Origin of the sequence: Streptomyces sp. NPDC021562, assembly GCF_040640875.1 — a bacterium.
GTDB lineage: Bacteria > Actinomycetota > Actinomycetes > Streptomycetales > Streptomycetaceae > Streptomyces.
Map to the genome: position 1 here is coordinate 72,547 of NZ_JBFACN010000007.1, position 22,905 is coordinate 95,451.

At 70.3% G+C, this 22,905-nt stretch carries 20 protein-coding genes and 1 riboswitch; of the genes, 13 read left to right on the forward strand and 7 right to left on the reverse strand.

Features of this window, described 5'->3' with window-relative positions:
- Positions 1-67 precede the first annotated feature (67 nt).
- A complete protein-coding gene (locus AB0G52_RS12835; protein ID WP_132886340.1) occupies positions 68-2,317 on the forward strand; it encodes a serine/threonine-protein kinase in 2,250 nt (749 codons plus the stop codon).
- A gap of 15 nt (positions 2,318-2,332) precedes the next feature.
- Here the strand turns inward: AB0G52_RS12835 and nadA are convergent, their stop codons facing one another.
- Positions 2,333-3,517, reverse strand: coding sequence for a quinolinate synthase NadA (gene nadA / locus AB0G52_RS12840; protein ID WP_132886339.1), 1,185 nt, complete (start codon positions 3,515-3,517; stop codon positions 2,333-2,335).
- 240 nt (positions 3,518-3,757) lie between these two features.
- Here nadA and AB0G52_RS12845 point away from each other — a divergent pair, with 240 nt between their 5' ends.
- Positions 3,758-4,114 (forward strand): iron-sulfur cluster assembly accessory protein, encoded by a 357-nt coding sequence (locus AB0G52_RS12845; RefSeq protein WP_030951236.1) that lies wholly within the window; start codon positions 3,758-3,760, stop codon positions 4,112-4,114.
- 61 nt (positions 4,115-4,175) lie between these two features.
- Here AB0G52_RS12845 and AB0G52_RS12850 read toward each other — a convergent pair whose 3' ends face one another.
- Both AB0G52_RS12850 and AB0G52_RS12855 read right to left on the reverse strand, forming a co-directional pair.
- Positions 4,176-6,203: a hypothetical protein gene (locus AB0G52_RS12850; protein WP_361336287.1), complete on the reverse strand. Its 2,028-nt coding sequence runs from the start codon at positions 6,201-6,203 to the stop codon at positions 4,176-4,178.
- A 115-nt stretch (positions 6,204-6,318) separates the two neighbouring features.
- Positions 6,319-6,528: a hypothetical protein gene (locus AB0G52_RS12855; protein WP_132886337.1), complete on the reverse strand. Its 210-nt coding sequence runs from the start codon at positions 6,526-6,528 to the stop codon at positions 6,319-6,321.
- A 132-nt stretch (positions 6,529-6,660) separates the two neighbouring features.
- On the opposite strand from AB0G52_RS12855, the gene AB0G52_RS12860 reads away from it, so the two are divergent.
- A complete protein-coding gene (locus tag AB0G52_RS12860; protein WP_132886336.1) occupies positions 6,661-7,635 on the forward strand; it encodes a carbohydrate kinase family protein in 975 nt (324 codons plus the stop codon).
- 48 nt (positions 7,636-7,683) lie between these two features.
- On the opposite strand, the gene AB0G52_RS12865 is transcribed toward AB0G52_RS12860, so the two are convergent.
- Positions 7,684-9,063: a cysteine desulfurase/sulfurtransferase TusA family protein gene (locus tag AB0G52_RS12865; RefSeq protein ID WP_132886335.1), complete on the reverse strand. Its 1,380-nt coding sequence runs from the start codon at positions 9,061-9,063 to the stop codon at positions 7,684-7,686.
- A gap of 303 nt (positions 9,064-9,366) precedes the next feature.
- Between AB0G52_RS12865 and coxB the strand changes: the two genes are divergently transcribed.
- The 4 genes from coxB to AB0G52_RS12885 all read left to right on the forward strand — a co-directional run bounded on the left by coxB (position 9,367) and on the right by AB0G52_RS12885 (position 13,862).
- Positions 9,367-10,326, forward strand: coding sequence for a cytochrome c oxidase subunit II (coxB, locus tag AB0G52_RS12870; protein ID WP_132886334.1), 960 nt, complete (start codon positions 9,367-9,369; stop codon positions 10,324-10,326).
- Positions 10,323-12,056: a cytochrome c oxidase subunit I gene (gene ctaD / locus AB0G52_RS12875; protein WP_132886333.1), complete on the forward strand. Its 1,734-nt coding sequence runs from the start codon at positions 10,323-10,325 to the stop codon at positions 12,054-12,056. The genes coxB and ctaD overlap by 4 nt, the downstream gene beginning before the upstream one ends.
- Complete coding sequence (locus tag AB0G52_RS12880) at positions 12,053-12,451, forward strand: cytochrome c oxidase subunit 4 (protein WP_046727399.1); 399 nt, start codon at positions 12,053-12,055, stop codon at positions 12,449-12,451. Before ctaD ends, AB0G52_RS12880 begins: the two co-directional genes overlap by 4 nt.
- 151 nt (positions 12,452-12,602) lie before the next feature.
- Positions 12,603-13,862, forward strand: a complete 1,260-nt coding sequence (locus AB0G52_RS12885; RefSeq protein WP_132886332.1) for an Ig-like domain-containing protein — start codon at positions 12,603-12,605, stop codon at positions 13,860-13,862.
- Positions 13,863-13,984: 122 nt separating this feature from the next.
- On the opposite strand, the gene AB0G52_RS12890 is transcribed toward AB0G52_RS12885, so the two are convergent.
- Positions 13,985-14,386, reverse strand: a complete 402-nt coding sequence (locus AB0G52_RS12890) for a hypothetical protein (protein ID WP_132886331.1) — start codon at positions 14,384-14,386, stop codon at positions 13,985-13,987.
- Positions 14,387-14,564: 178 nt separating this feature from the next.
- On the opposite strand from AB0G52_RS12890, the gene AB0G52_RS12895 reads away from it, so the two are divergent.
- The 6 genes from AB0G52_RS12895 to AB0G52_RS12920 all read left to right on the forward strand — a co-directional run bounded on the left by AB0G52_RS12895 (position 14,565) and on the right by AB0G52_RS12920 (position 21,728).
- Complete coding sequence (locus AB0G52_RS12895; protein ID WP_132886330.1) at positions 14,565-15,185, forward strand: heme-copper oxidase subunit III; 621 nt, start codon at positions 14,565-14,567, stop codon at positions 15,183-15,185.
- Between the two features lie 78 nt (positions 15,186-15,263).
- Positions 15,264-16,076: a cytochrome c gene (locus AB0G52_RS12900; RefSeq protein WP_132886329.1), complete on the forward strand. Its 813-nt coding sequence runs from the start codon at positions 15,264-15,266 to the stop codon at positions 16,074-16,076.
- Positions 16,073-17,131, forward strand: a complete 1,059-nt coding sequence (locus AB0G52_RS12905) for a Rieske (2Fe-2S) protein (RefSeq protein ID WP_132886328.1) — start codon at positions 16,073-16,075, stop codon at positions 17,129-17,131. Before AB0G52_RS12900 ends, AB0G52_RS12905 begins: the two co-directional genes overlap by 4 nt.
- Entirely contained in the window at positions 17,128-18,765 is a 1,638-nt protein-coding gene (locus AB0G52_RS12910) for a cytochrome bc complex cytochrome b subunit (RefSeq protein WP_361336293.1), read from the forward strand. Before AB0G52_RS12905 ends, AB0G52_RS12910 begins: the two co-directional genes overlap by 4 nt.
- A 134-nt stretch (positions 18,766-18,899) precedes the next feature.
- Positions 18,900-19,964: an anthranilate phosphoribosyltransferase gene (gene trpD / locus AB0G52_RS12915; RefSeq protein ID WP_132886326.1), complete on the forward strand. Its 1,065-nt coding sequence runs from the start codon at positions 18,900-18,902 to the stop codon at positions 19,962-19,964.
- 121 nt (positions 19,965-20,085) lie between these two features.
- Positions 20,086-20,202: riboswitch (SAM riboswitch) on the forward strand.
- Between the two features lie 164 nt (positions 20,203-20,366).
- On the forward strand, positions 20,367-21,728 hold the full coding sequence (locus AB0G52_RS12920) for an aminotransferase class V-fold PLP-dependent enzyme (protein WP_361336295.1): 1,362 nt from the start codon (positions 20,367-20,369) through the stop codon (positions 21,726-21,728).
- A gap of 117 nt (positions 21,729-21,845) precedes the next feature.
- Here the strand turns inward: AB0G52_RS12920 and AB0G52_RS12925 are convergent, their stop codons facing one another.
- Positions 21,846-22,127, reverse strand: a complete 282-nt coding sequence (locus AB0G52_RS12925; protein ID WP_132886324.1) for an Lrp/AsnC ligand binding domain-containing protein — start codon at positions 22,125-22,127, stop codon at positions 21,846-21,848.
- On the reverse strand, positions 22,124-22,867 hold the full coding sequence (locus tag AB0G52_RS12930; protein WP_361336535.1) for a rhomboid family intramembrane serine protease: 744 nt from the start codon (positions 22,865-22,867) through the stop codon (positions 22,124-22,126). The genes AB0G52_RS12925 and AB0G52_RS12930 overlap by 4 nt, the downstream gene beginning before the upstream one ends.
- Positions 22,868-22,905 lie beyond the last annotated feature (38 nt).

The following is a 22,905-nucleotide window of genomic DNA, read 5'->3' on the forward strand; positions in this document are numbered from 1 at the left end:
CGCCGGTGCGGTGCCGGTTCCGTATGCTGACGCCTCGAACGGTCATGCGGCGAGGAGGGGTTCGAGCGTGCCGCTGCGCAAGGACGACCCGAGGTCCGTCGGCGGTTACAAGCTGGTCGACCGGCTCGGGTCCGGGGGCATGGGCGCCGTCTACCGGGGGCGGTCGCGCTCCGGACGCGAGGTCGCCGTCAAGGTGGTGCACGCCCAGTACGCCGAGGACCCCGTCTTCCGCTCGCGGTTCCGGCAGGAGGTCGAGGCAGCCCGCCGGGTGAGCGGTGCCTTCACCGCGCCCGTCGTGGACGCCGACCCCGAGGCCGCCCGGCCCTGGATGGCGACCCAGTACGTGGCCGGGCGCTCGCTGGCCGACCGGCTGCGCGCGAGCGGCCCGCTGCGCGGCGCCGAACTGCGGCGGCTGGCCCTCGGGCTGGTGGAGGCGCTGCGCGACATCCACCGGGCCGGGGTGGTGCACCGGGACCTCAAACCGGCCAACGTGCTGATCGCCCAGGACGGTCCCCGCGTCATCGACTTCGGCATCTCCCGTGCCGCCGAGAACCACCAGACCCTCACCGAGACCGGCCAGATGATCGGCACCCCGCCGTTCATGTCCCCGGAGCAGCTCACCGACGCCCGGACCGTCGGTCCCGCCTCGGACGTCTTCTCGCTGGGCGCGCTGCTGGTGTACTGCGTCACCGGGCACGGCCCCTTCGACGCCGACAGCCCCTATCTGACCGCCTACCGGGTGGTCCACCACGAGCCCGTGCTCGACGGCGTGGCCGGTCCGCTGCGTACGGTGCTGGAGCGCTGTCTGCACAAGGAGGCCGCCCGGCGGCCCCGGCTGGACGAGCTGGCACAGGAGTTGGCGGACGTCCTGCCCGGACCGGCGGCGGACGACCCGGCGGTGCCCGGGACAGCGGCGGACGACCCGGGGACCGTGGGCCTGCGCGGCGCGGCCCGGCCGCCCGGAGCGGAGACCGGCACCGGCTCCGGCCGCCGCCGGGACCGGGTCCGGGGCCGCCGTGTCCGCTGGGCGGCGGCCGGCACGGTGGGCGTGCTGACCCTGGGCCTGCTGGGGTACATCCGGTTCGGACCGGGCTTCCCGGACACCCCCCGGACGGCGGGCTCCGCCACGGCCTCCCGCTGGACGGCGCCCCCGGCCGGCTGGCGGCCCTGGGGGACCACGGTGTTCAAGCCGGCGGACCGGGGAGAGGTCAGGGCGCTGGACGGCGCGCCGCCGGACAGCCAGTCCGCGTGCCTGGGCCAGGGTGACGCCGTCTACTGCGGGGGCGACGGGGTCCTGCCGGTCCGACTGGACGGACGCACCGGCCGGACGGCCTGGCGGGCCTCACTGGCACCGCCCGGCACCGACTACGCCGAGTACCACTCCTCGGTCCTCGGCGCCTACGACGGCGTCGTCGTGGTCCACGAGACCGTCGCCGAGCAGGGCGCCGCGAGCGACCCGGCCCACGTCGTCGCCCTGGACGCGGCGAGCGGCGACGAACTGTGGAGCCGCAGGACCCACGACGACAACGCCGGCCTGGTCATGTCGGGCGACCTGGTCCTGACCGCCGAGAGCGACGGCCGGACGGTGACGGCCCGCGTCGCCCGCACGGGCGAGGCGCGCTGGACCATGAGCCTGCCCGCCCGCACCTACTGCACGTTCGTGTCGCCCGGCACCGGCCTGTACGCCCAGTGCTACCCCACGGACCAGAACGCGAAGTACGCCACCATCCTCCAGCTGGACCGCACCGACGGAACGGTCCTGGCGCGTCAGCAGGTCCCCTTCGAGAGCGGCTTCCTCGGCCTGCTCGACGGCCACCCGGCCCTGGTCCTGGCCGCCGACGGGAGCGGCTCGGTGTCCCTGCAGGACTCCACGTTCGCCAGGATCCTCCTGACGGACCCGACGACCGGCGGCCGGTCGACGACGAAGCTCGCGAGGACGTACGAGGGCTCGGTGACGCTGGCCTCCGACACGCTGTGGATCACGGCCTCGAACGGCCAGGTCACGGCGGTGTCCCCGCGGACCGGCAGAGAACTCTGGCACACCCGCACCAGCGTGGAGAACTCCGGTTCCCCGACCTACGACCCCCGCACCCGCACCCTCTACCTGGCCAGCCCCAGCGGCCGGGTGGCCGCCGTGGACACCCGCAAGGGCGCGCTCCTGTGGCAGACCGACCCCCGGGTGCAACGCGCCTCGACGGGCGGCGCCGCCGATCCCCAGGTCCTGCTCTACGGCGGCGCGCTGACCGTCGTGACCCCCGACGGCACCCTGTTCAGCCTCGATCCCGCGGACCCCGAGCGGAAGTCCGGCTCGGGGTGACCCGCGGGGAGGCGGCTACGGCAGCGCCAGCATCTGCTCCAGCGCCAGCTTGGCGAACGTCTCCGTCTCCTTGTCGACCTCGATCCGGTTGACCAGGTTGCCCTCGGCCAGCGACTCGAGGGTCCACACGAGGTGGGGGAGGTCGATGCGGTTCATGGTCGAGCAGAAGCAGACCGTCTTGTCGAGGAAGACGATCTCCTTGCCCTCCGGGGCGAAACGGTTCGCGAGCCGGCGGACCAGGTTCAGCTCGGTGCCGATCGCCCACTTGGAACCGGCGGGCGCGGCCTCCAGCGCCTTGATGATGTACTCCGTCGAGCCGACCTGGTCGGCGGCGGCGACCACCTCGTGCCGGCACTCCGGGTGGACCAGCACATTGACACCCGGGATGCGCTCGCGCACGTCGTTGACCGAGTCCAGCGAGAAACGGCCGTGCACCGAGCAGTGGCCGCGCCACAGGATCATCTTCGCGGCACGCAGCTGGTCGGCGGTGAGGCCGCCGTTCGGCTTGTGCGGGTTGTAGACGACGCAGTCCTCAAGGGACATCCCCATGTCCCGCACCGCCGTGTTCCGGCCCAGGTGCTGGTCGGGCAGGAACAGCACCTTCTCACCCTGCTCGAACGCCCACTCCAGGGCCCGCTGCGCGTTCGACGAGGTGCAGATGGTGCCGCCGTGCCTGCCCGTGAACGCCTTGATGTCCGCGGAGGAGTTCATGTACGACACGGGGACCACCTGCTCGGCGATCCCGGCCTCGGTCAGCACGTCCCAGCACTCGGCGACCTGCTCGGCGGTCGCCATGTCGGCCATGGAGCAGCCGGCGGCGAGGTCGGGCAGGACCACCTTCTGGTCGTCCGACGTCAGGATGTCGGCGGACTCGGCCATGAAGTGCACACCGCAGAACACGATGTACTCGGCCTCCGGGCGGGCGGCCGCGTCCCGGGCCAGCTTGAAGGAGTCGCCCGTGACGTCGGCGAACTGGATGACCTCGTCGCGCTGGTAGTGGTGGCCGAGCACGAAGACCTTGTCGCCGAGCTTCTCCTTGGCCGCGCGGGCGCGGGCGACCAGGTCCGGGTCGGACGGCGAGGGCAGGTCGCCGGGACACTCGACACCCCGCTCACTCCTCGGGTCGGCCTCACGGCCGAGCAGCAGCAGGGCGAGCGGAGACGGCTGTACGTCGAGCTCCGGGATCTGGGCGGTGGTCACGGCACGCACCCTTTCTACTTTTCGTCTTTCTGACGTTATCTATCATAACTGCTTCACGTCACTTTGACGATGGCCATAGCGTCGATGTGACATCAATCCCGGTGCCGCACATGTGCGAGCATGAAGAGGTAGAGAAAAAGCGAGAACGCGAGAACGCGCACGCCGGCCCGGAATGAATCAGCGGACCCGCCGGTTGCACTCGTCGGCAAGCAGTCTCCGTACAACCCGGGAGAGATGTAGATGTCCGTATCGGACGAGACCAGCACCGCCACCGACGGCATCATCCTGAGTGACGCCGCCGCGGCCAAGGTCAAGGCCCTGCTCGACCAGGAAGGGCGCGACGACCTCGCCCTGCGTGTCGCCGTCCAGCCCGGTGGCTGCTCCGGCCTGCGTTACCAGCTCTTCTTCGACGAGCGGTCCCTCGACGGCGACGTCGTCAAGGACTTCGGCGGCGTCAAGGTCGTCACCGACCGGATGAGCGCCCCGTACCTGGGTGGCGCGTCGATCGACTTCGTCGACACCATCGAGAAGCAGGGCTTCACGATCGACAACCCGAACGCGACGGGCTCCTGCGCCTGCGGCGACTCCTTCAGCTGAGCCGACGGGCAGACGGACGAAGGCGGCGGCCCCCTTCCGGGGCCGCCGCCTTCGGGCGTTCTCAGCCCAGCTGCGGGTCCAGCGTCGTCGGCCGCTCCTTCGGCACGGCCCTGCCGTCCGTGCCGACCACCTTCCGGCCGTCCAGCGGCGCCTCCAGACGCACCGCCCGGTGGTACTGCTTGGCGATCATCACGCAGACCTTGTCCGGCCAGGGGGTCGCCGTGACCTTCACCGCGACCTGAGCCGCGCCCCCGTCCGCCGTCACCTTGTAGTCCGCGCACACCCCGCCGGTGAAGGCCACCACCAGCTCGCGGCCGTCCGTGGTGTAGCCGTCGACCTTCACGTCCCTCGGCGTGGCGCCGGTGCTCGCCGAGGGGGTGGCCGCGGACGCCAGGTACTTGGGGTCCACCGCCGGATAGGTGACCGTGTAGGGGTCCGCCGACCCCGCGCCGCGCACCTGGAACAGCCAGGAGGGCACCAGCGCCTGCCGGCCGGCCACCGACTGCGCCGCCAGCCCGAACACCGCCTTCTCGACCACCGCCTTCACCGCCGGGGAGACGGACGGCTTCGACGCGTCGCACGGCTGCTCCAGCCGGTCCTTCAGGGGCACGGAACGGGTGCAGCCGCCGATGCCCATCCGGTGCCCGGTGCCGGGCGCCGCGTTCAGCAGCGCGAGCGTCCTGGCCGCGCCCAGCACCGGGTACGTGTCGCCCTTGACCGGCGCCGCCAGCATCCCGTTGCCGCCGACCAGCTCGCCCTGGCTGCCGACGGTCAGCCCGGTCGTCCAGCCGTACGTCGGCAGGCCGCCGACCACCGGATCGGCCCGCACCACCCGCTGCGCGCCCATCACCTGGCTCGCGTCCAGCTTCGCCGCGTCCTCGCCCAGCGCCTTCAGCACCGGGGCCGCCGCCTTCTCCGCCGCGGCGGGGCCCACCGGGGCACCGGCCGGTGATGCCGGATCCTTGACGCAGGTCACGGTGGACGTGCAGGCGTCGGTGCCGGGGGCGTAGTGGCTGTACGTCCACAGGCCCGGGGCGGCCCTGTTCACCTGGAGGGACCCGCCGGAGCCGTCGTTGTCGGTGCCGACCTTCCACACCTGCCCCTCGGCCACCGGGGCCCCGGTGATGCCGAGCGCCTTCGCCAGCGCGGCCACCCGGTCCTTGGAGACCTCGCCGGACGGCTGGTACACGGCGGCGGAGGCGGGCCCGTCGGGGAGGGTGCCGCCGGCGCGGTAGGTGACGCCGTACGGATTGGGCTCGCCGGGGGCTATGCCGTTGCCGCCGGCGGAGTAGCCGTCCAGGGCGAGCGCCGGGGGAGCGCTGCCGCCGGCGGCCCCCGCTCCGCTGCCGGAGCCGCCGCCGCCCGCCACGAGGTAGGCGCTTCCGCCGCCGACCAGGAGTACGGCGGCGGCCACGGAGGCGACGACGAGCGCGCCCGACCGACGCCGCACGGGCCGCCCGTCCCCGTCCCCCTCAAAACGAGGCACCAGCTCCACCCCGGACCCCGCCCCGCCCCCGCCCTCCGCCGACGCGACGACACCCGCGTCGCCCTCGGCGCGGGCTGCGGGGGCGGAGGCGGCTTCGGGGGCCGGGTCGGCTGCGGGGGCGGTGGCCGCCCCGGGCTCACCGGCGCCAGCCGACCCGGCCTTCGGGGCGGGTGCGGGGGTGGCGGTTTCGGGGCCCCTGGCGGCGGTTGCTTCGGTCTCCGGGGCGACTGCGGGGTCGGTGGCGCGCTCCGGGGATGTGACGCCCGCTTCGTCCTCGGCGCGGGCTGCGGGGGCGGAGGCGGCTTCGGGGGCCGCCTCGGCCGCTTCGGTGTTCGGGTCGGCTGCGGGGTCGGCGGCGGTCTCCGGGGTCTCCGGGGACGTGACGCCCGCTTCGTCCTCGGCGCGGGCCGCGGGGGCCGCTTCTGGCTCGTCGGCGTCAGCCGGGGCGGGGGAGGGGGGCGTCTTCGGCTCCGCGGCGGCTGCTTCCGTCCTCGGGTCGGCCTCGGGGCGCGTCGCGGGGCCGGGGGTGCCCTTCGGCTCCGGTGTCTCGGGTGCTGCGTCCGCGGCCGCGTCCTCGTCGTTCTCGGGTCGCTCGCTCTTCACCGCATCGCTCCTTGCCGTGTCGTATCCCGCCTCCCCTGCACGGGGGACGGCGATGGGACGCGGAAGGGGGGCGCGCGGTTCCCTGGGAACGCGCCGGGCGGAATCCGGCGGAGCCCTAGTCGCCGTACTCGGACATCGCGTCCAGCAGCCTGGCGGACTTCTTCGGCACGACCACCCCGTGGATGAGCGACGGCGGCACCGGCCGGGCATCGCCAAGATCGGGAACCACCCAGTGCGGGGCCATCCGGGCGCAGTCCCCCCGCAGCGACGCCAGGTCGCCGTCGAGGTCGGCCGGAGCGGGGGCGTGGACCTTGAGGTTCGTCATGACGGCACCGTATGCACGCCAGAGGCCGCGAAGAAAGATCTACTATCGGGTAGTTTTGGCACCTTCAGGCCGCCCGCGCCGACCCGGTAGCGTTAACTGTCAATCACGCCTCCCCTCAGGAGAGTCCCAGCCGTGCGCATCGCAGTCACCGGCTCCATCGCCACCGACCACCTCATGACCTTCCCCGGCCGCTTCGCGGACCAGTTGGTCGCGGACCAGTTGCACACCGTCTCGCTGTCCTTCCTGGTCGACAACCTGGACGTGCGCCGGGGCGGTGTCGGCGCGAACATCGCGTTCGGCATGGGACAGCTCGGCACCCGGCCGATCCTGGTCGGTGCGGCGGGCTTCGACTTCGACGACTACCGGGCCTGGCTCGACCGGCACGGCGTCGACACGGAGTCCGTCCGCATCTCGGAGACCCTGCACACCGCGCGTTTCGTGTGCACGACCGACGCCGACCACAACCAGATCGGCTCCTTCTACACGGGCGCGATGAGCGAGGCCCGGCAGATCGAGCTGAAGACGGTCGCCGACCGGGTCGGCGGCCTCGACCTGGTCCTGATCGGCGCGGACGACCCCGAGGGGATGCTCCGCCACACGGAGGAGTGCCGCGCCCGCGCGATCCCGTTCGCGGCGGACTTCTCCCAGCAGATCGCCCGGATGGACGGCGACGAGATCCGGATACTGCTGGAGGGCGCGACGTACCTCTTCTCCAACGAGTACGAGAAGGGGCTGATCGAGACCAAGACCGGCTGGAGCGACGAGGAGATCCTCGCGAAGGTCGGCCACCGGATCACCACGCTCGGCGCGCGCGGGGTGCGGATCGAGCGGGTCGGCGAGGAGGCGATCGAGGTCGGCTGCCCCGACGAGGAGCGCAAGGCCGACCCGACGGGCGTGGGCGACGCGTTCCGCGCGGGCTTCCTGTCGGGACTCGCGTGGGGGGTCTCGCTGGAGCGGGCGGCGCAGGTGGGGTGCATGCTGGCGACGCTCGTCATCGAGACGGTGGGCACGCAGGAGTACCAGCTGCGCCGGGGGCACTTCATGGAGCGGTTCACCAAGGCGTACGGGGACGAGGCGGCCGAAGAGGTCCGGCGGCACCTGGTCTGAGTCGCGGGTGCGGCGGCGTGGGCGCCGGTCGCGCCCACGCGGCGGCGCTCAGCTCACCCGGCGTACCAGGTAGGCCGTTCCTCTCTCCGCCGGTTCCGCACCGACGTACTCCTGGCCGCGCATCGCGCACCACGCCGGGATGTCGAGCCGTGCCGCCTCGTCGTCGGACAGGACCCGCACCCGGCCGCCCACCGGCACGGTCCCGATGACCTTCGCCAGCTCGATGACCGGGATCGGGCAGCGCTTGCCGAGTGAGTCGACGAGCACGTCCTCCGCCTGCCGCACGACCGTCGCCGGCGTCGGCGCGCCCAGCTTCTCCCGCACCCCCGCCACCGCCCCCGGCAGCACCTCCAGGAACCGCTCCACGTCCGCCTCCGCCGCACCCGCCGGCAGTGACACCCGGACGTTCCCCTCGCTCAGGACGCCCATCGCCTTGAGGACATGGCTCGGTGTCAGGGTGCTGCTCGTGCAGGACGACCCCGAGGACACCGAGAAACCCTCCCGGTCCAGCTCGTGGAGGAGTGTCTCGCCGTCGACATAGAGACAGGAGAAGGTGACGATCCCGGGCAGCCGCCGCTCCGCGTCCCCCACCACCTCCACGTCCGGCACCGACTCCGCCACCCGCGCCCGGATCCGCGCCGTCAGTTCCCGCAGCCGTACGGCCTCCTGCGCGGCCTCGGCCCGCACCGCCCGCAGCGACGCCGCCGCCGCGACGATCGCCGGCAGGTTCTCGAAGCCGGGCGCCCGCCCCGACTCCCGTTCGTCCGCAGCCCCTTGGACGGCGAACCGCACGCCCTTGCGTACGACGAGCAGCCCCACCCCGGCCGGCCCGCCCCATTTGTGCGCACTCGCCGCGAGCAGCGACCAGTCACCCTCCACCCGCCCCCACCCCAGCGACTGCGCCGCGTCCACCAGCAACGGCACCCCGGCCGCCCGGCACACCTCGGCCACCTCCGCCACCGGCTGCACGGTGCCCACCTCGTGGTTGGCCGACTGGAGACAGGCGAGCGCGGTGTCCGGGCGCAGCGCGGACGCGTAGGAACCGGCGTCCACCGCTCCCGTCCGCCCCACCGGCACCCGGGTCACGGCTCCGTCCTCCGTCTCCCACACCTCGGCCGAATGGAGGACGGAGGAGTGTTCGACGGCTGACACGATCAGGTGGCGTCCCGTCCGGCGGCGGCCGGCCAACGCCCCGGCGATGCCGGTATGGACGGCCCGCGTACCCGAAGAGGTGAACGTCAGCTCGTCCGGCCGGCAGCCCACGGCCTCGGCCGCCGCCTCCCGCGCCGCGTCCAGCAGCATCCGCGCCTTGCGCCCCTCACGGTAGAGCCGGGAGGGATCGGCCCACCCGTCGTCCAGGGCGGCCAACAGCGCCTGACGGGCGACGGGATGGAGAGGAGCGGCGGACGCGGCGTCAAAGTAGGACACAGGGCAACGTTAAGACGTTCCTCAGGGCTGCTGACGCAGGGGGCGTGAGGAACTGCGCAGATCAGCCCCCACGGGTCCGCACCCGCAACGCAAACCGCGACAACCCGAGCTATTGGGCGCCCATTCCCACCCCAACCGAGTGACAGGCGACGCGTATGCCCCCCTCCCCGCGAACCCCCGAAGGGCGTCGGCTAGGGTTTGGTCCGCATAAACATCCAAACCCCTGCCCGACGCAGGGCGGCGACCGACCAGCGAGAAGGCCGCAGCCGAACCGCGCGGGCGAGACTCTCGGGAAGGCGCTACGTGAGTCCCAACGGCTCCGACCGCTCGCCGCGGCGCCCGATGCGGCGGAAGCTGCTGCAGGCAATGACCGCGGGCCTGGTCCTTGCGACCGCTACCGGTTGCACATACAAGGACTTCCCCCGCCTTGGCATGCCCACCCCGACCACGGAAGAGGCTCCGCGGATCCTCTCCCTGTGGCAGGGGTCCTGGGCCGCCGCGCTCGCCGTCGGCGTGCTGGTGTGGGGTCTGATCATCTGGAGCGCCATCTTCCACCGGCGCAGCCGCACCAAGATCGAGGTTCCGGCCCAGACCCGGTACAACATGCCGATCGAGGCCCTGTACACGGTGGTCCCGATCATCATCATCTCGGTGCTGTTCTACTTCACCGCGCGCGATGAGACGAAGCTCCTGAGCCTCAGCAAGAAGCCCGACGTCACGGTCAACGTGGTCGGCTTCCAGTGGAGCTGGGGCTTCAACTACATCACGCCCGTCGACGGTGTCACCGGAGACGCGAAGACCGACGCGAACCTGGACGCGATCCCGGACCGGTTCAAGAAGGACTTCCCGGCCGCCGCCGGCGGTGTCTACGACGTCGGTACGCCGGGTACCAGGAACCCGCAGACCGGCAACCCCGGTCCGACGCTCTGGCTCCCCGAGGGCAAGACCGTCCGCTTCGTCCTGACCTCGCGTGACGTCATCCACTCCTTCTGGGTGGTGCCGTTCCTGATGAAGATGGACGTCATCCCGGGCCACACCAACTCGTTCCAGGTGACCCCGAACCAGCAGGGCACCTTCCTCGGCAAGTGCGCCGAGCTCTGCGGCGTCGACCACTCCCGGATGCTGTTCAACGTGAAGGTCGTCTCCCCCGAGCGGTACCAGCAGCACCTCAAGGACCTCGCCAAGAAGGGGCAGACCGGTTACATTCCCGCCGGCATCGCGCAGACGAGCCACGAGAAGAACCGGGAGACGAACAACCTGTGAGCATCCTCAACGAACCCCAGGGTGCCGCGGCAGCTGAAGGCTCTTACGCAGATGAGCTGCCGGTCAGGCGCAAGCAGCCCGGCAACGTGGTCATCAAGTGGCTCACCACCACCGACCACAAGACCATCGGAACGCTGTATCTGGTCACGTCGTTCGCGTTCTTCCTGATCGGTGGAGTGATGGCGCTGCTCATGCGCGCCGAGCTCGCTCGCCCCGGTCTGCAGATCATGTCGAACGAGCAGTTCAACCAGGCGTTCACGATGCACGGCACGATCATGCTGCTGATGTTCGCGACGCCGCTGTTCGCCGGCTTCACGAACTGGATCATGCCGCTCCAGATCGGCGCGCCGGACGTCGCCTTCCCGCGGCTGAACATGTTCGCCTACTGGCTCTACCTGTTCGGCTCGACGATCGCCGTCGGTGGCTTCCTCACCCCGCAGGGCGCGGCCGACTTCGGCTGGTTCGCCTACTCCCCGCTGTCGGACGCGGTCCGCTCGCCGGGCCTCGGCGCCGACATGTGGATCATGGGTCTGGCCTTCTCCGGCTTCGGCACCATCCTCGGCGCGGTCAACTTCATCACCACGATCATCTGCATGCGTGCGCCGGGCATGACCATGTTCCGCATGCCGATCTTCGTGTGGAACGTGCTGCTGACCGCCGTCCTGGTCCTGCTCGCCTTCCCCGTCCTCGCCGCCGCGCTGTTCGCGCTGGAGGCGGACAGGAAATTCGGGGCACACGTCTTCGACGCGGCGAACGGCGGAGCGCTGCTGTGGCAACACCTCTTCTGGTTCTTCGGACACCCAGAGGTGTACATCATCGCGCTGCCCTTCTTCGGCATCATCTCCGAGGTCATCCCGGTCTTCTCCCGCAAGCCGATGTTCGGCTACATGGGTCTGATCGCGGCCACCATCGCGATCGCCGGTCTGTCCGTGACGGTGTGGGCCCACCACATGTACGTCACCGGCGGTGTGCTGCTGCCGTTCTTCTCCTTCATGACCTTCCTGATCGCGGTACCGACCGGTGTGAAGTTCTTCAACTGGATCGGCACCATGTGGAAGGGGTCGCTGTCCTTCGAGACACCGATGCTCTGGGCCACCGGCTTCCTGATCACCTTCACCTTCGGTGGTCTGACCGGTGTCATCCTGGCCTCGCCCCCGATGGACTTCCACGTCTCCGACTCGTACTTCGTGGTGGCCCACTTCCACTACGTGGTGTTCGGTACGGTCGTCTTCGCGATGTTCTCCGGCTTCCACTTCTGGTGGCCGAAGATGACGGGCAAGATGCTCGACGAGCGGCTCGGCAAGATCACCTTCTGGACGCTCTTCATCGGCTTCCACGGCACCTTCCTGGTGCAGCACTGGCTGGGCGCCGAGGGCATGCCGCGCCGGTACGCCGACTACCTGGCGGCCGACGGCTTCACCACGCTGAACACCATCTCGTCGATCAGCTCCTTCCTGCTCGGCCTGTCGATCCTGCCGTTCCTCTACAACGTGTGGAAGACGGCCAAGTACGGCAAGAAGGTCGAGGTCGACGACCCGTGGGGTTACGGCCGTTCGCTGGAGTGGGCGACCTCCTGCCCGCCGCCGCGGCACAACTTCCTCACCCTGCCGCGGATCCGCAGCGAATCCCCGGCGTTCGACCTGCACCACCCTGAGATCGCCGCCCTGGAGCAGCTGGAGCACGGCCACGCCGCCGCCGCTGTCGCGGGCAGCAAGGAGGCCGGCAAGTGAAGATCCAGGGCCGCATGTTCGTGTGGCTGAGCGTCTTCGTCCTCGCCATGGCGATCGTCTATGGCGTGTGGTCGAAGGAGGCGGCCGGTACCACGGCGCTCTTCATGGCCTTCGGCCTGTGCATCATGATCGGTTTCTACCTGGGCTTCACGGCCTCGCGGGTGGACGCCGGTGCCCAGGACAACAAGGAGGCCGACGTCGCGGACGAGGCCGGCGAGGTGGGCTTCTTCAGCCCGCACAGCTGGCAGCCCCTCGCCCTCGGTGTCGGTGGCGCGCTGGCCTTCCTCGGTGTCGCCGTCGGCTGGTGGCTGCTGTACTTCTCGGCGCCCATCATCATGATCGGCCTCTTCGGCTGGGTGTTCGAGTACTACCGCGGTGAGAACCGCACCCAGTAAGCACGCGCCGAGCGCACCGGGAGCCCGGATCCTCCGTCAGGAGGGTCCGGGCTCCCGCTCTTTCCGGCGGCTCCCGCCTTCGGCGCAGCGCCCGTCCCCCGTACGGGTCAGCTGCCGCGCCGAGCCGGAGAACATCTCATAGCGTGACCATATGAGTCTTTCTCCGTGCGCCCGTACCGTCGCCGGCTGCGCCCTGCTGGTGACCGCCCTCGGCGCGGGCGTCACCGCCTGCAGCTCGGACGGCAACCCGCTGTCGGCCAAGCCGTACGACGCGGCGGACCAGGTCTCCTTCAACGCCCCCACCGAGAAGGGGAAGCAGGCCGACCCCGACAAGCCCCTCGAGGTGGTCGCCAAAAGCGACGACGACCGGATCACGGACGTCACCGCCCAGGACGCCACGGGTCGCCATGTGGCGGGCGAACTCGACGCCGACGGGCACCGCTGGCACAGCACCTCCCCGCTGGCCGCCAACGCCCACTACACGGTCCAGGTCAGCACCGAGGACGAGGACGGCGCGCCCGGCCGCGAGGTCCTCACCTTCGACACCAGCAAACCCGCCACCCAGCAACGGCTGAAGGTCACCTTCGGACCCAAGGACGGCGAGTACGGCGTGGGCCAGCCCGTCACCGCCCAACTCGACCACGCGGTGAAGGACAAGGCCCAGCGCGCCGTCGTCGAGCGCGCCCTGCGGGTCGACTCCGTGCCCGCCGTGCAGGGCTCCTGGTACTGGGTGAGCGACAAGGAGCTCCACTACCGGCCCAAGGACTACTGGCCCGCCCACGCCACCATCCAGGTGCACAGCAACCTGGACGGCGTCCGGATCAGCGACCGCCTCTGGGGCGGCGCGGCCAAGCCCCTGAAGCTCACCACGGGCGACAAGATCCTCGCCCTCACGGACGCCTCCGCCCACCAGATGACGGTGTACCGGAACGACAAGGAGATCGACCAGATCCCCGTCACCACCGGCAAACCGGGCTACGAGACCCGCAACGGCGTCAAGGTCGTCCTGGAGAAGCAGTACTTCGTACGCATGCGCGGCACCACCGTCGGCATCGCCGAGGGCACCTCGGACTCGTACGACCTCCCGGTCTACTACGCCACCCGGGTCACCTGGTCGGGCGAGTACGTGCACGCCGCGCCCTGGTCGGTGGGGTCCCAGGGGTACGCGAACGTCAGCCACGGCTGCACCGGCATGAGCACCTCGAACGCCGAGTGGTTCTTCGACAACGTCCGCCCGGGAGACCTGGTGAAGGTCGTCAACTCCAACGGCGAGGAGATGGAGCACTTCGGCAACGGCTTCGGCGACTGGAACATCCCCTGGAAGGACTGGACCAAGGGCAGCGCCCTCGTCAACACCACCCCGGCCACCCCACCGGCAGACGCGGCGAGGGTCCAGCCGGCAGCCCTGTGAAACGCCCTCCAGGGCAGCCGACCCAGGGGCGCGGGGCGGTAGTCGACATGCGGCTGCCGTCGCGTGCGCGCGAACGGCCCCCACCGGCCCGCACCCGCGCACTCACCGCGCCCCACCCCCTCCTAGGCGCTCAGCAACCTCTTCTTCCGCAGCAAGGACGCCAGCGCCCCCGCGAACTCCACCGGCTCCACCGGCAGCGTCACAGCGGCGTCCGCCCGGCTCCAGGTGGCCAGCCACGCGTCCTGCGGCCGCCCGATCAGCAGCAGCACCGGCGGGCAGTCGAAGACCTCGTCCTTGATCTGACGGCACACCCCCATGCCCCCCATGGGCACGGCCTCCCCGTCCAGGACACAGACGTCGATGCCGCCCCTGTCCAGCTCGGCGACGACCGCCTGGGGCGTCGCGCACTCCAGGAACTCGACGAACGGCACGTCGGGGGCAGGACGCCGGCCGGCGGCCAGCCGTACCTGCTCGCGGGTGTTGGAGTCGTCGCTGTAGACCAGCACCGTGGCGGTCGGCTGCATTGTTCCTCCGAGACGTCAGCGTCGTACGGACAGGACCGATGCGCCGGATGCTACCCCCCTGAACTCCCCGCCAACACCAGTTGGAACACCGCTTCGATGGGCCATCCGGGCAGTACACACGGGGCGGACACTCCGAACGGCACCCCCCGGAGTGAGCGCGAGATAAGCGACCGACATAATGTCGGTCGTGGCGACAGCAACGACAGTAGATACCGGGCACGCGCACCCGTCGGTCAACCGGCCGAACCTCACCAGCGTCGGAACCATCATTTGGCTGAGTTCCGAGCTGATGTTCTTCGCGGCCCTCTTCGCGATGTACTTCACCCTGCGATCGGTGACCGGCGAGGCTCACTGGAAGGAGATGGCGAGTCATCTCGACATCCCCTTCTCGGCGACCAACACCACGATCCTGGTGCTCTCCTCCCTCACCTGCCAGCTCGGCGTGTTCGCCGCCGAGCGGGGGGACGTGAAGAAGCTCCGGGGCTGGTTCATCCTCACCTTCATCATGGGTGCGATCTTCATCGGCGGTCAGATCTACGAGTACACGAACCTGGTGAAGGAGGACGGCATCTCGCTCTCCTCCGACCCGTACGGTTCGGTGTTCTACCTGACCACCGGCTTCCACGGCATGCACGTGACGGGCGGCCTCATCGCCTTCCTGTTCGTCCTGGGGCGCACCTACGCGGCGAAGAGGTTCACGCACGAGCAGGCGACCGCGGCCATCGTCGTGTCCTACTACTGGCACTTCGTCGATGTCGTCTGGATCGGCCTCTTCGCCACGATCTACCTGATCAAGTAGCCGGGGCCGGCTCCACGCGCCGTAGAAGCGCACATTCCAGAAGCATCGACGCAGAAGATCCTGACACCGGGGTAATCCGTGAAAAAGCTCTCCGCACGACGACGCCATCCGCTGGCGGCGGTCGTCGTCCTACTCCTCGCGCTGGTGGGCACTGGGGGGGCCTACGCCTTTCTCGCGCCCGCGGGCAAGGCTCAGGCCGACGAGACCTCCCAGTCCCTGACGATCGAGGAGGGCCAGAAGCTCTACTCGGTCGGCTGTGCCAGTTGCCACGGCACCAAGGGTCAGGGATCGTCCGACGGCCCCAGCCTGGTGGGCGTGGGCGCCGCGGCCGTCGACTTCCAGGTCGGCACCGGCCGCATGCCGGCCGCCACCTCGCAGGGCCCGCAGGTCGTCAAGAAGAAGAACATCTACACCCAGGCGCAGATCGACCAGCTCGCGGCGTACGTCGCCTCGCTGGGCGCCGGCCCCGAGGTCCCCACCTCGGAGCAGTACGGCTCGGACGGTGCCGACATCGCCAAGGGTGGTGAGCTCTTCCGCACCAACTGCGCGCAGTGCCACAACTTCGTGGGCGCGGGTGGCGCGCTGACGAAGGGCAAGTTCGCCCCGAACCTCGAGGGCGTAGCCCCGAAGCACATCTACGAGGCCATGCAGACGGGCCCGCAGAACATGCCGTCCTTCCCCGACACCACGCTGACGGAGAAGAACAAGAAGGACATCATCGCGTACATCGACGCGGTCAACAGCCCTGACACGGAGAACCCCGGCGGTCTCAACCTGGGCGGCCTCGGGCCGGTCAGCGAGGGTCTGTTCGCGTGGATCTTCGGTCTCGGTGCCCTGATCGCGGTCGCCGTCTGGGTCGCCGCTCGGACCGCAAAGGCCAAGAAGTCATGAGTAGCCAAGACATTCCAGAAGAGAACCTGCCCGCTGAGCAGGACCACGCGCACGGCGCCGTGAGCGTGGCGGACGAGAAGGATCCGTTCGCGGACCCGGGTCTGCCGCCCCACGAGCACCGGATCCAGGACATCGACGAGCGGGCCGCCAAGCGGTCCGAGCGCGTCGTGGCCATGCTGTTCACGATCTCGATGCTGGCCACCGTCGGCTTCATCGCCTCGTACGTGACGATCCCGCACGACAAGTCGATCTTCGTCTTCCCGCTCGGTCACATCAGCGCGCTGAACTTCGCGCTGGGCATGACCCTCGGTACGGCGCTGTTCTGCATCGGCGCGGGCGCGGTCCACTGGGCCCGCACCCTGATGTCCGACGTGGAGGTCGCCGACGAGCGGCACCCGATCGAGGCCTCTCCCGAGGTCCGTGCCAAGGTCCACGAGGACTTCCGGCAGGGCGCCAAGGAGTCGGCGCTCGGCCGGCGCAAGCTGATCCGCAACACCATGTTCGGCGCGCTGACCCTGGTCCCGCTCTCCGGTGTCGTGCTGCTGCGCGACCTCGGCCCGCTGCCCGGCACCTCGCTGCGGCACACGGCGTGGTCGAAGGGCAAGCTGCTCGTCAACATGAACACCAACGAGCCGCTGCGCCCCTCCGACGTCGCCGTCGGCTCGCTGACCTTCGCCAAGCCCGAAGGCGTCGAGGAGGACCAGGAGGACTTCCAGAACGTCATGGCGAAGGCGGCCCTGATGATCGTCCGGCTGCAGCCGGACAACATCAAGGACAAGCGCGAGCTCGAGTGGTCGCACGAGGGAATCGTCGCCTACTCGAAGATCTGCACCCACGTCGGTTGCCCGATCTCGCTGTACGAGCAGCAGACCCACCACGTGCTCTGCCCGTGCCACCAGTCCACCTTCGACCTCTCCGACGGTGCCCGAGTGATCTTCGGCCCGGCCGGTCACGCCCTGCCGCAGCTGCGCATCGGCGTGAGCGAGGAGGGCTACCTCCAGGCGCTCGGCGACTTCGAGGAGCCCGTCGGTCCTGCATTCTGGGAGCGCGGATGAGCACTTCAGAAAACTCCGAGTCCCGCGCCCGCGGGAAGGCACCGGCCGGCGAGCGCGTCGCCGACTGGGCCGACGGACGGCTCGGGATCTACTCCCTCGCCAAGTCCAACATGCGCAAGATCTTCCCCGACCACTGGTCGTTCATGTTGGGCGAAGTGTGCATGTACAGCTTCATCATCATCATCCTGACGGGTGTGTACCTGACGCTGTTCTTCCACCCGTCGATGAACGAGGTGGAGTACCACGGCAGCTACGTCCCGCTCCAGGGCCAGCTGATGTCCGAGGCGTTCAACTCGACCCTGCACATCTCCTTCGACGTGCGCGGTGGTCTGCTCATCCGGCAGATCCACCACTGGGCCGCGCTGATCTTCCTCGCCGGCATGTTCGTGCACATGATGCGCGTGTTCTTCACCGGCGCGTTCCGCAAGCCGCGTGAGATCAACTGGCTGTTCGGCTTCCTGCTGTTCGTCCTCGGCATGTTCACCGGCTTCACCGGTTACTCGCTCCCGGACGACCTGCTCTCCGGCACCGGTGTCCGCTTCACCGAGGGCGCGATCCTGTCGATGCCGATCGTCGGCTCGTACATCTCGTTCTTCCTCTTCGGCGGCGAGTTCCCCGGCCACGACTTCGTCGCCCGGTTCTACTCGATCCACATCCTGCTGCTGCCGGGCATCATGCTCGGCCTGATGGTGGGCCACCTGATCCTGGTCTTCTACCACAAGCACACGCAGTTCGCGGGTCCCGGAAAGAGCGAGAAGAACGTCGTCGGCATGCCGCTGCTGCCGGTCTACATGGCGAAGGCCGGAGGCTTCTTCTTCCTGGTCTTCGGTGTCATCGCGGCCATCGCGGCGACCACCCAGATCAACCCGATCTGGGCCATGGGCCCGTACCGCCCGGACCAGGTGTCCACCGGCGCCCAGCCCGACTGGTACATGGGCTTCGCCGAGGGTCTGATCCGCTACATGCCCGGCTGGGAGATCAACCTCTGGGGCCACACCCTGGTCCTGGGCGTCTTCATCCCGCTGGTCCTGTTCGGCCTGGTCCTCGCGGCGATCGCGGTCTACCCGTTCCTGGAGTCCTGGATCACCGGGGACAAGAGCGAGCACCACATCCTGGACCGCCCGCGCAACGCCCCGACCCGCACCGGTTTCGGTGTCGCCTGGGTCACCGTGTACATGGTCGGTCTGATCGGTGGTGGCAACGACCTGATCGCCACCCACTTCCACCTGTCGATCAACGACGTCACCTGGTTCGTCCGGATCTTCTTCTTCGCCGGACCGGTGATCGCGTTCATCGTCACCAAGCGGATCTGCCTCGGCCTCCAGCGCCGGGACCGCGACAAGGTGCTGCACGGTCGCGAGACCGGCATCATCAAGCGGCTCCCGCACGGTGAGTTCATCGAGGTCCACGAGCCGCTCTCGCAGGAGCAGCTGCACACCCTCACCGCCCACCACCAGTACGAGCCGGCCCAGGTCGGCCCGGCGGTGGACGAGAACGGTGTCGAGCGCAAGATCAAGGGGTCCGAGAAGCTCCGCGCCAAGCTGAGCAACGCCTACTACGGCGAGGACAACCAGATCCCGAAGCCGAGCGTGGAGGAGTACAAGGAGATCACGAGCGGCCACGGCCACCACTGATCGACGGCGTCGCCACGCCTCGGTCGAAGGGCCCCCGTCCGGTGTACGGACGGGGGCCCTTCGCCGTGCCCGGGGCTGGATAGGGTGGGTCCGGAAACCGTTTTTACGCCGGTACGACACTCAGGAGCGGCCCCATGAGCGCTGTGACCCCCGCTGGAGGCGACACCGCGGCGGGCCGTTCCTGGCCCGCGGTGCTGAACGCGCTGCTGTACGGCCAGGACCAGAGCGCCGACGCGACGGCCTGGGCGATGGACCAGATCATGCGCGGCCAGGCCACCGACGCCCAGATCGCGGGCTTCGTGGTCGCCCTGCGGGCCAAGGGCGAGACGGTCGACGAGATCAACGGGCTCGTCCGCACGATGTACGAGCACGCCAACGTCATCGAGGTGCCGGGCCGCACCGTCGACATCGTCGGGACCGGCGGCGACGGCGCGAAGACGGTGAACATCTCCACGATGTCCGCCCTGGTGGTGGCCGGCACCGGTGCGAAGGTGGTCAAGCACGGCAACCGGGCGGCCTCGTCCGCCTCCGGGGCCTCGGACGTGCTGGAGAAGCTCGGTGTCAACCTCGACCTGACCCCGCAGCGGGTCGCCGAGGTGGCCGAGGAGGCCGGCATCACCTTCTGCTTCGCCGTCAAGTTCCACCCGGCGCTGCGGTACGCGGGCGCCGCGCGCGGCCAGCTGGGCATCCGCACGGTCTTCAACATCCTCGGCCCGCTGACCAACCCGGCGCGGGTCCGGGCCCAGGCGGTCGGCGTCGCGGACCCCCGCATGGCCCCCGTGGTCGCGGGCGTCTTCGCGGAGCGCGGCAACTCCTCCCTGGTGTTCCGCGGCGACGACGGCCTCGACGAACTGACGACGACCGCCACGTCCCGGGTCTGGACCGTCCGCGACGGCAAGGTCACGGAGGAGACCTTCGACCCCCGTGACGTCGGGATCGACCTGGTCCCCGTGGAGGCGCTGCGGGGCGGCGACCCGTCGTACAACGCGGAGGTCGCCCGCAGGCTCCTGGACGGGGAGACGGGCCCGGTACGGGACGCGGTGCTGCTCAACTCGGCGGCGGCGCTGGTGGCGCTGGACCCGGGCCCAGGAACGCTGCCCGAGCAGCTCTCGGCGGGCATGACCCGCGCCGCGGAGTCGATCGACTCGGGCGCGGCCAAGCGAGCCCTGGAACGCTGGGCAGCAGCGACCCACAAGTAGCACACCAGAGGGCTGCGGTGGAGCCCGGCACCGGTGCCGGAGCCGTGCGCAGCCCTCGGTTTGTTTCGTCATCCGGACAGGAGTTGCGCGTCCGCGATCAGTTCACCTACGTTTCTTCCCAGGTCATGAGTGACAGTCATGAGGCCCCGGCCGACTGTCCGGCAACCCTCCGTCCGTGGCGGGGTGCCCCGGGTGAGGACCAGGTCGTGGGCAGCGAGGTCCACGGCAAGCGCGGACCCCTCGTACACCAGGGGTCCTGGTCGTCGAGGAGCCTTCCGTGAGCAAGCGAATGCGATAGGGCCGCAGAGCCCCGCCTCCGCACCCCCCTCTTTCCTTCCCGCCGTTGCTTCGAGCGCGTCCGCTCGCATGGCGGAGTCCAGCCGCGCCCACGGGAGTTCACCCATGTCTGTCTCCACCGCCGCCTTTGCCCGTACCGTTTGTGCCCCGCTGCCCGTTCTGGGCCGGGACGTCACCGTCCCGCTCGTCACCGGCGGGGAGGTCGGCTACGCCGCTCTCGACTACGCGGCCAGTGCCCCCGCCCTCCAGCGGGTCTGGGACGACGTGGCGGCGTACGCGCCGTACTACGGCAGCGTCCACCGCGGCGCCGGATACCTCTCCCAGCTGTCCACGGAGCTCTTCGAGAACGCCCGGAAGACCGTCGCCGAGTTCCTCGACTGCCGCCCCGACGACGAGCTGATCTTCACCCGCTCGACCACGGACTCCCTGAACCTCCTGGCCCGCGCCCTCCCCGCCGACTGCCAGGTCTTCGTCTTCGAGACCGAGCACCACGCCTCGCTGCTGCCCTGGCAGGACGCCCGGGTCAGCTACCTCGACGCCCCCCGCACCCCGCGGCAGGCCGTGGCGACCCTGGAGCGGGCCCTCGCCGACCGCGACCCGCACGGCCCGGCCCTGGTCTGCGTCACCGGCGCCTCCAACGTCACCGGCGAACTGTGGCCGGTGCGCGAGCTGGCCGCCGCCGCCCACGCGCACGGCGCCCGGATCGTCCTGGACGCCGCGCAGCTCGCCCCGCACCACCCGGTCTCCGTCCGCGACCTCGACGTCGACTGGGTCGCCTTCTCCGGGCACAAGCTGTACGCCCCCTTCGGCTCCGGCGTCCTGGCCGGCCGCGCCGACTGGCTGCGGGCCGCCGAGCCGTACCTCGCGGGCGGCGGCGCCAGCCGCAAGGTCACCCGGCGCGAGGACGGGTCGGTGGCCGTGGAGTGGCACGAGAACGCCGCGCGGCACGAGGCCGGGTCGCCCAACGTGATCGGCGCCTACTCCATCGCCTCCGCCTGCAAGGCGCTGACCGAGGTGGGCTGGGACGCCCTGGTCGCCCGCGAGCAGCACCTGATCGCCGGGGTCCGCGCGGGCCTCGCCGAGATCCCCGAGGTCAGGGTGCTCTCCCTGTTCGGCGACGACGCCCCGCGGGTCGGCGTGATCAGCTTCGTGGTGGAGGGCTGGAACAGCTCCCACTTCGCCGCCGCCCTCTCCGCCGAGTACGGCATCGGCGTCCGCGACGGCCTCTTCTGCGCCCACCCCCTGGTCAGGACCCTGCTGGGCGCCGACCCCCAGGCCCAGGGCGAGTGCGGGGCGCCGGAGGCGGCACCGGGGGAGAAGGCGCTGAACGCGATCCGGGTGAGCTTCGGCGCGGGCACCCCGGACGAGCACGTGGAGCGCTTCGTGAACGCCGTGCGCGAGCTGGTCGCCGACGGCGCGAAGTGGTCGTACCGCACGGAAGAGGGCCGCTGCGTCCCGGCGGTGTGATCAGCGCCCCGCAAGGGGCGCGGGGAACTGCGCGACCAGCCACGACGCACCCGCTGGGGACCACACTGCGGGCCGGTGGGGGCTGGCCGCGCAGTTCCCCGCGCCCCTCTGGGGCGCTCAGCTGTCCAGGCCGATCGCGAACGCCGCCTCCAGGTCGTGCTGGGAGTACGTGCGGAACGCGACGTGCGTGTCCGTGGCCTCCACGCCCTGGATCCTGCTGATCCGGCCCGGGATGACCTCGGCCAGGTCCTCGTGCTGCTGCACCCGGACCATGGCGATCAGGTCGTACGTACCGGTGACGGAGAAGACCTCGCTGACGCTCTCCAGCGCGGCGATCTGTTCCGCGATCTCGGGGATCCGGTCCACGCTGGTCTTGATGAGGACGATCGCGGTGATCACGGCTGGTTCTCTCCCTCGGGAGCCGGAGCTGGGGCGGCTCTCACTCTAGTCGTACGGCCATATCTCACCCAGGCGTAGCCGAAGCCGAGGCCGAAGCCGATCAGGTGGGCGAGGTAGGCCACGCCGGGGCCGGAGGGGGCCCGGTCCAGGGCCAGCCACTGCAGGGCCGCCCAGAACGGCAGCACCACCCAGGCCGGGAACCGCAGCGGCAGGAAGAAGAGGAAGGGCAGGAGACTGGTCACACGGGCGCTGGGGAACAGGTAGAGGAATGCCCCGAGGACCGCCGAGATCGCCCCGGACGCCCCCACCAGTGACTGCTGGGACGTGGCGTTGGCCGCCGCGTAGCCGAGCAGCGCGAGGTAGCCGCAGCCGAGGTAGAAGAGGGTGAACTCCACCCGGCCCATCCGTTCCTCGGTCATCGCCCCGAAGACGAAGAGGAAGAGCATGTTGCCGAGCAGGTGCACCCAGCTGCCGTGGATGAACAGCGCCGTGGCCGGGGTGAGCAGCTCGCCGGCCGGCCCGTCGAACAGATCGGCCGGAACCACCCCCCACCCCCGGAAATACGCCCGCTGCGCCGCCGCCAGGGCCGCCCCGGTGCCGTAAGAGGGGGTGAGGCCGGAGGCGGGCCCGAGGACGAAGACCAGGCAGCACACGGCGATCAGGGCGTACGTCATGGGCGCGGACGTCCCCCGCAGGCCCCGCAGGGTCCGGGCGGCCGTCGTGTTCCAGTTGCCGATCATGGACATAGAGCATGGCGTAACGGGACGCAACCACGCAG